The organism is Ruegeria sp. E5 (genome assembly GCF_056534105.1).
Genome location: NZ_JBQFPA010000003.1, coordinates 309,764 through 321,826, shown reverse-complemented (window position 1 = coordinate 321,826; position 12,063 = coordinate 309,764). Strand labels below are relative to the sequence as shown.

At 58.0% G+C, this 12,063-nt stretch carries 13 protein-coding genes; 8 read left to right on the top strand and 5 right to left on the bottom strand.

The window, feature by feature from the left end:
* Positions 1 to 2 precede the first annotated feature (2 nt).
* The gene (locus ACR0BI_RS13530) at positions 3 to 689 is read left to right on the top strand and encodes a hypothetical protein (RefSeq protein ID WP_170392110.1); all 687 of its coding nucleotides are present in this window, start codon (positions 3 to 5) and stop codon (positions 687 to 689) included.
* 5 nt (positions 690 to 694) lie between these two features.
* Here ACR0BI_RS13530 and ACR0BI_RS13525 read toward each other — a convergent pair whose 3' ends face one another.
* A complete protein-coding gene (locus ACR0BI_RS13525; RefSeq protein ID WP_170392112.1) occupies positions 695 to 1,102 on the bottom strand; it encodes a c-type cytochrome in 408 nt (135 codons plus the stop codon).
* 97 nt (positions 1,103 to 1,199) lie between these two features.
* On the opposite strand from ACR0BI_RS13525, the gene ACR0BI_RS13520 reads away from it, so the two are divergent.
* Entirely contained in the window at positions 1,200 to 1,637 is a 438-nt protein-coding gene (locus ACR0BI_RS13520; protein ID WP_170661955.1) for a DMT family transporter, read from the top strand.
* On the opposite strand, the gene ACR0BI_RS13515 is transcribed toward ACR0BI_RS13520, so the two are convergent.
* Both ACR0BI_RS13515 and ACR0BI_RS13510 read right to left on the bottom strand, forming a co-directional pair.
* Positions 1,621 to 2,307, bottom strand: a complete 687-nt coding sequence (locus ACR0BI_RS13515) for an ABC transporter ATP-binding protein (protein ID WP_170392116.1) — start codon at positions 2,305 to 2,307, stop codon at positions 1,621 to 1,623. The two genes, ACR0BI_RS13520 and ACR0BI_RS13515, sit on opposite strands and share 17 nt — an antisense overlap.
* Entirely contained in the window at positions 2,300 to 3,586 is a 1,287-nt protein-coding gene (locus tag ACR0BI_RS13510; protein WP_170512314.1) for a lipoprotein-releasing ABC transporter permease subunit, read from the bottom strand. Before ACR0BI_RS13510 ends, ACR0BI_RS13515 begins: the two co-directional genes overlap by 8 nt.
* 392 nt (positions 3,587 to 3,978) lie before the next feature.
* Here ACR0BI_RS13510 and ACR0BI_RS13505 point away from each other — a divergent pair, with 392 nt between their 5' ends.
* Positions 3,979 to 4,335 (top strand): hypothetical protein, encoded by a 357-nt coding sequence (locus tag ACR0BI_RS13505; protein WP_170392119.1) that lies wholly within the window; start codon positions 3,979 to 3,981, stop codon positions 4,333 to 4,335.
* Positions 4,336 to 4,365: 30 nt separating this feature from the next.
* Here the strand turns inward: ACR0BI_RS13505 and proS are convergent, their stop codons facing one another.
* Positions 4,366 to 5,706, bottom strand: coding sequence for a proline--tRNA ligase (proS, locus tag ACR0BI_RS13500; RefSeq protein WP_170465087.1), 1,341 nt, complete (start codon positions 5,704 to 5,706; stop codon positions 4,366 to 4,368).
* A 132-nt stretch (positions 5,707 to 5,838) separates the two neighbouring features.
* On the opposite strand from proS, the gene ACR0BI_RS13495 reads away from it, so the two are divergent.
* The 5 genes from ACR0BI_RS13495 to ACR0BI_RS13475 all read left to right on the top strand — a co-directional run bounded on the left by ACR0BI_RS13495 (position 5,839) and on the right by ACR0BI_RS13475 (position 11,659).
* A complete protein-coding gene (locus tag ACR0BI_RS13495) occupies positions 5,839 to 7,236 on the top strand; it encodes an FAD-dependent oxidoreductase (RefSeq protein WP_170401496.1) in 1,398 nt (465 codons plus the stop codon).
* Entirely contained in the window at positions 7,236 to 8,210 is a 975-nt protein-coding gene (locus ACR0BI_RS13490; RefSeq protein WP_170401499.1) for an isopenicillin N synthase family oxygenase, read from the top strand. The genes ACR0BI_RS13495 and ACR0BI_RS13490 overlap by 1 nt, the downstream gene beginning before the upstream one ends.
* Before the next feature lie 90 nt (positions 8,211 to 8,300).
* Positions 8,301 to 9,374 (top strand): AI-2E family transporter, encoded by a 1,074-nt coding sequence (locus ACR0BI_RS13485; protein WP_170392915.1) that lies wholly within the window; start codon positions 8,301 to 8,303, stop codon positions 9,372 to 9,374.
* Positions 9,375 to 10,064 (top strand): HdaA/DnaA family protein, encoded by a 690-nt coding sequence (locus ACR0BI_RS13480; RefSeq protein ID WP_170392125.1) that lies wholly within the window; start codon positions 9,375 to 9,377, stop codon positions 10,062 to 10,064.
* Positions 10,065 to 10,114: 50 nt separating this feature from the next.
* The gene (locus ACR0BI_RS13475; RefSeq protein ID WP_170732939.1) at positions 10,115 to 11,659 is read left to right on the top strand and encodes a Ppx/GppA family phosphatase; all 1,545 of its coding nucleotides are present in this window, start codon (positions 10,115 to 10,117) and stop codon (positions 11,657 to 11,659) included.
* On the opposite strand, the gene ACR0BI_RS13470 is transcribed toward ACR0BI_RS13475, so the two are convergent.
* Positions 11,660 to 12,031: a hypothetical protein gene (locus ACR0BI_RS13470; protein WP_170512319.1), complete on the bottom strand. Its 372-nt coding sequence runs from the start codon at positions 12,029 to 12,031 to the stop codon at positions 11,660 to 11,662. It abuts the gene before it with no gap.
* Between the last annotated feature and the right edge of the window lie 32 nt (positions 12,032 to 12,063).

Sequence of the window (12,063 nt, the reverse complement as noted above, 5' to 3'; positions counted from 1 at the left end):
CCATGATCCGCCCCCTGTTGATTTCATTGCTGTTTCTATGTGTAGCCTGTGGTCGACCTCTAACCGATCACGAGCGCGCATTTGTCAGTAAAATCCACGGAGACACATTGAATCTGGATCGTGTGCGATTGGTAGAGGGTGCCCCCGTCGCAGCGGTTACATTTACCCGCAAAGCCCGCCCTCGGGTTGCCTGCCGTGAACGGATCTTACCACCTGTCAAAGAGGAAACCGTGACCGGCAAACCCGCGGGCGTTGCGCTGTTCAATCATGTATACTTCACGAAGGACTGGTATCTGGACGACTACATGAGCCAGTACCCCGATCAGGTGAACCTGATCGGGGCAATGTTGCTTGCGCATGAATTAACCCATGTCTGGCAGTGGCAAAATCGCAAGACAACTGGTTATCACCCGTTCCGCGCTGCGGCAGAGCATGGCCGGAAGGACGATCCTTACCTGTTCGACCTTGATACTTCGCCCGATTTTCTGGCCTATGGCTACGAACAGCAGGGCGCCATCGTCGAGGAATATGTTTGCTGCCGGGCGCTCGACCCCGACGCACCTCGAACCAAGCGCCTGCACGATATGCTAAGCGCGCAATTCGAAGTCTCGAAATTGCCCGGTAACAGGCGTGAAAGCTCCGTCCTGATACCCTGGGCGGGCGCAGAGATTAATGGCATCTGTCGCTGAGCTTGTTAGTTTACTTGCAGGGTCTTCAGGTAAGCCACTAGATCCACGATTGGCTTGCTGGTCAGGATTGGCTGCCCTTCCGGCGTTTTGATCGCGGTGTCGTTACCTTCGAAATAGGGGCCATAAACCGGCATCGGGCTGCCATGGCTGACCAACGGTTCGCGCCCGTCAATCCGCGCCACGACGCGCGCTGTCGGAAATACACCATTTGCATCGGCCAGCGTTCTCAGGTTTGTTGGCTGGATCACCAGCACCCCGGCCATTGGCCCATGCCCCGTTGCATCCAACCCATGACAGGTAGCGCAATAGTGCTGATACAGCTCGGCCCCGGTCTCCACGTCCTGAGCTGAAGAGGCCTGTGGTATCATGGTAAGTACAGTCAGCGCGCCCGCGCCAAGTATTGATCGGATCATCACTTTTCTCCCTCCTGCTTGGCAAATCGAGACTTGCCGGGAGTTCTCGCTGGCGCAATGATCCAGATCAACGAAATAGGCGCAGGGACAAAAGGCAATGACACAATACGCAGCCATCATGCTGGCCGCCGGGATCGGCGTTCCCATCCTCGCCGCTCTGAATGCAGCCTTGGGCAGGTTGATCGGCTCACCCAATGCGGCCGCCGTCGTCCTGTTCGCGATCGCCTTTGTCGCTTCAGCGCTGGCGCTGTTGGTACTCGGTGGATCCGATGCCTTTGCCAAACTCACCCAAGCCCCCAAACATCTGCTGCTGGGCGGCGTATTAATCGCCTTCTATGTGCTATCAATCACCCATGTGGCCCCACATTTTGGCGTGGGCAATGCGGTGTTTTTCGTCTTGCTCGGCCAGTTGATCAGCACAGCTGCGATTGACCATTTCGGTCTGTTCGGCGCTCAGGTTACGCCGCTGACATTAATGCGGGCCGGAGGCATTACGGTGATGGCAATCGGGGTCGCAATCACTCAGCTGGCCTGAGCACGCCACCCTCCAGCCGCAACATCCGGTCCATCCGCGCCGCCAGATCAAGGTTATGCGTCGCGATCAGCGCCGAAAGCCCCTCATCCCGGACCAGCGCCATAAGGGCCGCAAACACCTGATCCGAGGTATCGGGGTCCAGATTGCCGGTTGGCTCATCCGCCAGCAGCACACGTGGCTGATTTGCCAGTGCCCGGCAGAAGGCCACGCGCTGTTGTTCTCCGCCCGACAAGGCTGCTGGCCGGTGATCTGCGCGCGGAGCGACGCCAACGCGATCAAGTAACTGCATCGCACGGGCTTGCGCTGCTTTCTCGGAAGCACCGTTTGCCAGTTGCGGCAACACGATGTTCTCCAGCGCCGTAAACTCAGGCAACAGATGGTGGAACTGATAGACGAAGCCAACATCGCGCCGACGGATCGCTGTGCGCGTGCGATCCCCTTTGCCCGTCGCGCCCTGCCCTGCGACTTCGACTTCGCCGGTATCCGGGATATCCAGCAGGCCCGCGATATGCAGTAGGGTCGACTTGCCCGCCCCGGATGGCGCAACCAGTGCCACAGCCTCACCCGCGCGCAGCTCCAGATCGGCACCGCGCAGAACCTGCACCTCTCCTGGGGTGCCTTGCAGATAGGTCTTGGTCAGACCGCTGAGCCTCAAAGTCACATCACTCATAGCGCAGCGCCTCAACCGGGTTCAGCCGCGCTGCGCGACGAGCCGGGAAATAAGTGACAAGGAAAGACAGGCCAAGTGACAGCCCTATCGCTTTCATGACGTCAGACAGGTGCAATTCGGCGGGCAATGCGTAGATGCCGCGAATGGACGGGTCCCAGACGCCGCCACCCATGACGTAGTTCACGAAGGAAAAAATCGGATCGATATAGATAGCGAAGAGGCAGCCCAGTACGACGCCCATCGCTGTTCCGATGATTCCCGTAAAGGCCCCGCAAATGAAGAACACCCGCAGCACTGATCCTTCGCTGAGCCCGATGGTGCGTAAGATACCGATGTCGCGCCCTTTGTTCTTCACCAGCATGATCAACCCCGAGACGATGTTCATTGCTGCAATCAGCACGAGGATCGACAGGATGATGAACATCACATTGTCTTCGACCTCCAGCGCCCGCAGGAATCCTCCAGAGGCATCCTGCCAAGTCCATATCTGGCTGCGCTCACCTGCGGCCTCAAGGATCGGAATCAGGATCGGGGTCAGCTCTTCGGGGCGCTCGACCATCACTTCGATCTCGTCCGCCACGCCCTCACGGTTGAAAAAGCTTTGCGCCTCGGCAAACGGCATGTAGACGCGCGTGCGGTCGATGTCATAGCGCCCGGCAGAAAAGACATAGACCACCTCATAAGCGTTCACGCGGGGAGATGTGCCAAATGCGGTTTTGACACCGTTGGGCGAGGTCAGTTTGACCCGATCCCCCACCGTCGCCCCGATGGCCCGCGCCACGCCCGAGCCGATGGCGATGCCGTCCGGGAACCGGGACAGGTCACCATAGGCCTCTTCGCTTTCTGCAATACCGGGCAACTCGGCCAGATCGTCGGGACGAATGCCAAAGACCTGCACGCCTGAACTGCGGTCCGCATTGGTGATCAGCACCTGCCCTTTGACAAGCGGTGCTGCCCGTTCGACCCCCGGCACCTGCGCGATCCGCTCGGCCATTCCATCGAAATCCGTGATGGTGCGGTCTAGCCGCCCCTGCGCATCGATTTCTCCGGCGGAATACACCGTGACATGTGCGTTGGCCCCAAGAATAGTGCCCACGAATTCTGACCGGAATCCGGACCGAACAGCCAGCGTCGCGATCAGAGCGAACACAGCGAGCGTAATCCCGATCAACGAGATCCAGGTCATCACGCTAACGCCCCCTTCGGCCCTACGGGCTCGGAGGTATCGCCAGGCGATTTTCCATTCGAAAGGGGCAAAGGGCGGGGGAGATTTGGCCATTCCTGCCTCGGGTTCAGATTTTTCGCGACCCTTTCGACATTTCGCCGGATGGTCAAGCCAGTTATCGTGCGGACACCGGTTCGGCGTTACTGCGCCCGATAAAGGGGCGAAAAGAACAGTTTGAAACGAATCATTTGCCCCAAGCGCCAACTCATCAGCGGCAGCGCGAGAAATCACTGGCCGCAAATTATACCAATGGTTGTGAACCCCTTCACAGACAAGGGCTTATTGTTTCAGTTATGAAGTCAATGTGAGATATCAGCACCCGACTGAGTCACAATCGCAACATTCAGGTGCGAAATATTGTTTCACAAATTGATTAGTGTGAGAAACTTTGTCACCCTATTTGTGTGGGGGACACATTTTAAGAGTTTAAGGGCGGAGGCACGCTCATGGGTATTCAAGAACATATGGAAGGTACGGGCCCGATTACTGCCCGTTCAGCAGCAACAGAACTGGATTGCGAAAGCGCCGTATTGTTGCGGGCAGCGATCAGGCCAGTTTTCACAAGCGCAGCAAGCTGGGCCGGTTTGGCCGACATACTGCGGGACAAAGGCTATCGCCTTGCTTTCCGGCAGGGGCGGCTGTGCATCACGGATCGCGCCACTGACGAACGCGTCTGTGGATTGCGGTTTCTGGGCTTCGAACTGGCGGAACTTGTACGCCGCTTTGGTCGCCCGATCGTGGTCGCACGCGGCAGCGAAGCGGACGGCGATTTCCTGACCGCACGTCCGACCTCAGCTTCCTGAGCTAAACCGCCGAAGGTTGCACCGCCTTGTTCAGGCGATGCCCTCATAGATTTCTGCGATCTTGGTGACGGCCGCTTCGGGGCTGAGTTCCTCACTTTCGCCGGTACGGCGGCTGGTGAGTTCGACAACACCATTCTTCAATCCACGCGGACCCACAGTGATGCGCCACGGCAGACCGATCAGGTCCATGGTGGCAAACTTGCCCCCTGCCCGTTCATTCCGATCATCATAAAGCGGCTCAAGCCCCAACGCAGTCAACGCGCTGTAGAGTTTATCGCACGCCGCGTCCGCCTCTTCATCACCTTGCTTCAAGTTCACAATGCCGCAATGGAATGGAGTCACGCCTTCGGGCCAAATGATGCCCTTATCGTCATGGCTGGCTTCGATGATCGCACCGATCAGGCGGCTAACGCCGATGCCGTGGCTGCCCATATGCACCGGAACCGGCTTGCCATCGGGGCCTTGCACAGTCGCTCCAAGAGCTTCGGAATACTGGGTGCCAAAATAAAAGATCTGCCCCACTTCGATACCACGCGCCACGCGGCGGCGGTTTTCGGGGATTTGGTCAAACAGGGCTTCGTCGTGGGTTTCGTCCGTTCGGGCGTATTTAGAAGTGAACTCTTCGAGGATCGCCTGACACTGTTCGCGGTTATCATAGTCGATCTCACGATCGCCGAAGGTCAGATCGGTGACCGCGCTGTCATAAAAGACCTCGGATTCGCCAGTATCGGCCAGTACGAGGAACTCATGCGTGTAGTCACCGCCGATAGGTCCAGAATCAGCGCGCATCGGGATGGCTTGCAGACCCATCCGCTCATAAGTACGCAGATAGCTGACCAAGTGGCGGTTATAGGCGTGCAGCGCGTCTTCTTTGGTCAGATCGAAATTGTATCCGTCCTTCATGTAGAACTCGCGCCCCCGCATCACGCCGAAACGTGGGCGGATTTCATCGCGGAACTTCCACTGAATCTGATAGAGCGTCAGCGGCAGGTCTTTGTAGCTGCTCACGTGGCCGCGGAAGATGTCGGTCACCAGTTCCTCGGCGGTTGGCGTGTACAGCATATCGCGACCGTGGCGGTCCTGCATGCGCAGCATTTCCTGGCCATAATCGTCATAACGACCGGATTCGCGCCACAGGTCGGCTGATTGCAGAATCGGCATCTGGATCGCGATGTGCCCAGCCCGCGCCTGTTCTTCATGCACAATGTTCTCCAGCTTGCGCAGAACCTTGAAGCCCAATGGCAACCAAGAATAAATCCCGGCGGCGGCCTGTTTGATCATCCCGGCACGCAGCATCAGCCGGTGGCTGACGATCTGAGCCTCCGAGGGGTTTTCCTTAAGAACGGGCAGAAAGTAACGGCTGAGGCGCATAACGTAACCTTACGGGTGAGAATTTCGCTGCAAGGTGATTATTCCAAAGCCTAGCCGGGGGCAATCGCACATCGGTGTTTTGCGACCCATGCGCAGTCGGTTTTTTGATTGACCCGAGCGTTGGGGTTTTCAATGTTGGCGCAAACCTTAAACCGCGAGGCAGCAATGCAAACAATCACCGAACCCGCCCGCCAGATCCCCGTTGTTCATCAGACAGACGTATTGGTTGTCGGCTCGGGCCCCGCTGGATTGTCAGCAGCGCTGGCTGCCGCACGCGCTGGGGCCGAAGTTTCCTTGATGGATAGATTCGGTTGCATGGGTGGGAATATTACGGCAGTCGGCGTCGAAGGCTTTGCCTGGTATCGCCACGAACAAACTGTCGAGGCCGGAGGCATCGGCATGGAGTTCGAAACCCGCGCCAAAGAGATGGGTGCAGCAGTGCCTGAAAGCCAATCGCTCAGCTACGAACTGGACAGCGAGGGCTTCAAGCTGGTGGCCGACAAGCTGGTTGAAGAGGCTGGCGTCCATCCGATGTTGCACCGGCAATTCGTCGCCCCGATCATGGAGGGGGATCGCATCACTGGGGTGATTACCGAATCCAAAGCGGGGCGTGAGGCGATCTTGGCCAAGGTTGTTATCGACGCCACAGGGGATGCAGATGTAGCGCATCGCGCGGGCGCCCCGACGCACAAGACGCCACGCGAGGACATGATGGCGGCCTCAGTGATGTTCCATCTGGCCGGTGTCGACAAACGGGCCTTTATTGAAGGTGTCAAAGCCGACCCGCAGACCTACAAAGACTGGGGTGGCGGAGGCGAATGGAATATCGAAACCTCGGGCAAAGAGGACGACATGTTCTCGCCCTTCGTCAAGAAACCCTTCCAGCAGGCGATTGATGAGGGCTTGATACCGGCTCATTTGAACACGATCGCGGGGACCTGGGGGGCGATGCACGATACCGGAGAACTGACCTATATGAACCTGATTCATATGGACCAGATCGATGGAACCGACCCCGAAAGCCTGACCTTTGGTGAAATCGAAGGCCGCCGACAGGCGATGCTGGCCATTGATGCCCTCCGCCGTTTCATGCCGGGGTGCGAAAACGCACGTCTACGCAATTTCGGAATGACCATCGGCATTCGGGATACGCGCAAGATCGATGCCGTCTACAACATGACCGAAACCGATGCCCGACATCAGGGCCGGTTCGAGGATTCCATCGGTATCTACCCTGAATTCATCGATGGCTACGGCATTCTGATCTTGCCGACCACGGGGCGATATATGCAGATTCCGTATCGCTCGATGCTTCCCAAAGGGATCAAGGGCCTGTTGGTTGCGGGCCGGTCCCATGGCGCGGATCGGGTCGCTCACGCCGCGACGCGCAACATGTCCTGCTGCGCAGTGATGGGTCAGGGCGCAGGGATCGCGGCGGCCTTATCGCTGAAAAGCAATCAGGAGCTCGACAGTATGAACCTTGCTCCTGTGCATAAGGAACTGGAACGGCAAGGCGTGAGAATTAACTGATGGAGCGTATTCCAACCATAGATATCAGCCCGCTGACTGATCCTTCTGGTCCGCTGTATCAGGCAACGGTCGCGCAGATCATGGATGCCTGCACCAGCATCGGGTTTCTATCGATCACAGGGACAGGCATCGCGCCTGAGCACATCGAGCAGGTGCGCGAGTGTGTCAGTGCGATCTTTGATATCGACGAGGCCCGAAAATGGGATCAGGCCATCACCCGCGAAAACTATCGTGGGTACATTCCGATGGGGTTCTTCACGCCCAATGACGGCTCGGGCGCGGCGGATAAGTACGAAGGGTACAAGCTGCATTTCGAAGCAGCCGAAGATGCGCCGATCCGGGTTGAATGCGCACTTTACGGCCCGAATATCTGGCCCCGAGAAGTGCCCCAGGCCCGCGCGGTAATACTGGATTACTGGCTACAGCTTGATGGCGTGACAGATCTTTTGCTGGGTGCATTGGAAGTGGGGTTAAAAATCCCGCCCAACACACTACGCGACGCCTTCCGCGACCCGATGACCAACATGACCCTGCTACACTATCCGCCACAATCCCCGGATGAGCTTGGCTATGGAATTCATCCGCATAAGGACACCGACGCGCTGACAATAATCGCTCCCGATCCGGTCGGAGGACTTGAGGTGCAGACCCGCACCGGCGGCTGGATCACACCGGACTGCCCGCCCGGCGGCTTCGTGGTCAATATCGGCGACATGCTGGAACTGTGGTCGGGCGGGCGGTTGAAATCGACCCCGCATCGCGTGGTTAATCGATCCGGGCGTGAACGCTATTCCTTCCCTTATTTCGCCGTTCCGCGCCACGATGTGGTGGTTGCGCCACTGCTGCCTGCCCTGCCCGGCTTTGATCGCCCGAAGGTACATTGCGGACACTGGTCGGCGGAAATCTGGCGCACCAACTGGCCTGATGAAATGGCCACAGGTGAGACACCGGAACTGGGTACTCTGACAGACTAGGGTAAAAAAACCGCGCGCCATGAACCGCTTGCATCGCCGGGCGTCATGGGCCAAGAACACGGCAATGCTGTGCAAACGAGGGATTGCGCCATGGCCTTGCCGGTGAAGGATCAGCTTAGATACTGGGGCATTGCCGCCGCTGTTTTCGTGCTGCTTTTGTACCTGTTGGGCGATGTCTTGCTGCCCTTTGTGATCGGTGGTGCGATTGCATATTTCCTTGATCCCGTTGCGGACCGCCTGGAAACACTCGGCCTTTCGCGCATGGCTGCGACCGGGATCATTACCGTTGTCGGCGTGTTTGGTTTTGTTTTGATGATTCTTATGGTTGTGCCCGCGTTGATCACACAGCTACTGGATCTGATTGATGTTTTGCCAAGCCTTTTTAAAGAACTGCGCGCCTTTATTGAGAAACAATTCCCGGCTTTGCTCGATCGCGAATCAAATACCCACCAGATGCTGGTGTCATTTGGCGAGACGCTGAAATCAAAAACCGGCGATGTGCTGCAAACCGTTCTGGCCTCATTGGGTTCAGCAATAAATGTCGTCGTCCTGCTGGTTATCGTACCGGTTGTCGCGGTTTATCTGCTGATGGATTGGGATCGCATGATCACCCGGATCGGAGAGCTCTTGCCGCGTGATCACGCCCCCACGATCAAACGACTTGCTGGTGAAATCGACGCCGTTCTTGCCTCATTCGTGCGTGGAATGGGTACCGTCTGCCTGATCCTCGGCACCTACTATGCTGTCGCATTGATGCTGGTCGGTCTGCAATTCGGCCTGATCGTCGGCTTCATTGCAGGACTGGTAACCTTCATCCCCTATTTGGGCGCCCTGATCGGAGGCACCCTGGCCATAGGCCTGGCCCTGTTTCAGTTCTGGGGGGATTGGGCACATATCGGTTTGGTCGCCGGTATTTTTGCTATCGGACAGGTGACCGAGGGCAACTTCCTGACGCCCAAACTCGTCGGTAGTTCGGTGGGCCTGCACCCGGTCTGGCTGCTGCTGGCCTTGTCGGTCTTCGGCGCGCTGTTCGGCTTTGTTGGAATGCTGATCGCAGTACCTGTAGCGGCTGCCTTGGGCGTGCTGGCACGGTTTGCGACCGAGCAGTATCTGCACAGCCGCCTATATACCGGGCTTGAAGGGCTCAATCAGGAAGACGAATAAATGGCCATGCAGCTCAGCTTTGATCTGCCGTCCAAGACTGCCTTGGGCCGCGAAGACTTTTTCGTCTCGCCTGCTAATGCGCTAGCTGTTGCGATGATCTCTGCCACCTCATGGCCTGGCAACAAACTGGTGCTGAGCGGCCCTGCAGGATCGGGCAAGACCCATCTGGCGCATGTCTGGGCCGGCGAGACCGGCGGTCGAATCGTACAAGCCGCCGCGCTTCGATATGACGACGTGCCGGACCTGGCGCGCGGTCCGGTGGCGGTCGAAGATGTGCCAGTAATCGCGGCGGACGTCGAGCAGCAGAAAACTCTGTTCCATTTGCACAATCTGGTTCTGGCCGAGGGCCACGCCTTGCTGATGACCGGGCGCACGACGCCGAAACTGTGGCATCTGCCGCTGGCCGATCTGCAAAGCCGAGCCGAAGGTGCGCATCATGTGTCGCTTGAAGGACCGGACGATGCGTTGCTGGGCGCAGTGCTGGCGAAGCTATTCACCGACCGGCAGCTCAATCCGGGGCCTGATGTCATAGCCTATCTGGTCAAGCACATGAATCGCAGCTTTGAAACCGCCGCCCGCGTCGTCGAACAGCTGGACGAAATTGCGCTGACCGAAAAACGCGACATCACCCGTGCGCTGGCGGTGCGTCTATTGAACACAGAAGCCGAACAATCGGATGCCTGCAATTGACCGGACAAGGGTGATCTCGCATCCTGTCGCGCAAAAGACCTGGGGACACCATGACCAAGATTGCCGAGACTGATTTCCCGGATCACGGGCTGTTCGGAAGGCCGCTGTTCGAAGATCCGGGCGCCCGTGCACTTTCCCGGGTCGGGGTTGTCGATATCGGATCGAACTCGGTCCGGATGGTGATTTTTGACGGCGCGGCGCGCTCACCGGCCTATTTCTACAATGAAAAGGTGATGTGCGAACTGGGCGCCGGCCTGTCAGAGACCGGCCGACTGAACCCTGAAGGTCGCAAACGGGCGCTGGCTGCCTTGCACAGGTTTCAGCATCTTGCCAGAGACCTCGGCCTGCCCGCCCTGCACGCGGTCGCCACCGCTGCGGTGCGCGAGGCCAGCGATGGACCGGATTTCTGCGCGCAGGCAAAAGCCGAAACCGGCCTGATCATCAACGTTGTCGATGGCGAGGAAGAAGCACGGCTCTCAGCTCAGGGCGTGCTGCTGGGTTGGCCCGGAGCTTATGGGCTGATCTGCGACATCGGTGGCTCGTCCGTCGAACTCGCTGAGATCGGAGGCGGCAAGGTCGGACGTCGCATGACTTCGCCCCTGGGGCCGCTCAAGCTGCGCGATATCAAAGGCGGTCGCCGGGCGCGTAAGGAGCATATCAAGAAGACGCTGGAAGAGATGCGCGACCGGATGGGCCCTCAACGTGATCGGCTGTTTCTGGTCGGCGGCAGTTGGCGCGCCTTCGCACGTCTGGACATGTTGCGCCGAGGCTATCCGCTGAACGTGCTGCACGAATACCGCATGACACAAAGTCAGGTACGCGAGACCATCAAGTTCATCGAACAGAATGATCCTGATGAATTGCGCGCATTGGCCGGTGTGTCGGGATCGCGTATGGCATTGATCCCCTATGCAATGGATGTGCTTTCACGCCTGATCCGCACGTTCAAACCAAAGGACATCGCGATTTCAAGCTACGGCATCCGCGAAGGATTGCTGTATGAACAGATGCCGCAACGCCTGCGCGACCGGGATCCTTTGATCGAAGCCTGCCGGTTTGCCGAAGCGAAAGACGCGCGCTTGCCCGGTTTCGGCAAACACCTGTTCGATTTTGTCATGCCCTTGTTCCGTTCGGCGCCGGAACCGATGCTGCGCCTGATCAAGGCAGCTTGTCTGCTGCACGACGTCAGTTGGCGTGCGCATCCAGATTACCGGGCCGAGGCTTGTTTCGAATATGTCACCCGCGCCAACATGAGCGGGATCAAACATTCCGAGCGGATCTTTATCGGGCTCGCTTTGCAACACCGATATCGCAACAAACGTGAAGGGAGCCGCTTTACCGAGCTTTACGAACTGCTCGAAGAACGCGGCCAAGAACAGGCCGAAATCCTAGGCAAAGCACTACGGTTCGGAGCGATGCTTTGGATGCAGCACGACGCAGCCATGGGCAAGATGCGTTACTATCCCAAAAAACAAAAGCTCGAACTGCGTCTGCCCAAATCGGCAGGCGCATTGTTCAACGAAGTCGCCGAGGCCCGTTTTAACTCGTTGGCCGGCGCGCTGAAATCAGAACCCAAAGTGATCATTCGCGGATAATCAGATATCGGTATAACCGTTAGAAGTCTCTTCTTCCGGCACAACTTCTTCGGGCTGATCTTTGGGCTTCTTGCGGATGATAATGTCGCCGTTTGGTAACATCTCGGGCGATTCATACGCGCTCCAATCCTGCACCTGAGCAGCCAACTCAGCCAGCGCCGGACCCATTTCCCGCATGAAAGACTGCAAAGCCGGACCAAATTGGTCCGCAAATCCACGCAGGTCTTCGATCGTGGGCTCCATCTCTTGCCGCAAGCCTTCCAGAAACAACTCGGCACCCCGCTCCATCAGCGACTTACCCGAATCGTCCTGTGCTTGGGCAGGCAGGGCCAAGGCGGTACAAATAGCGCTGATCAGCATGAGACGTAGCATAGCTTGAATATAAGCGAGCGTGCCGAGTGTTG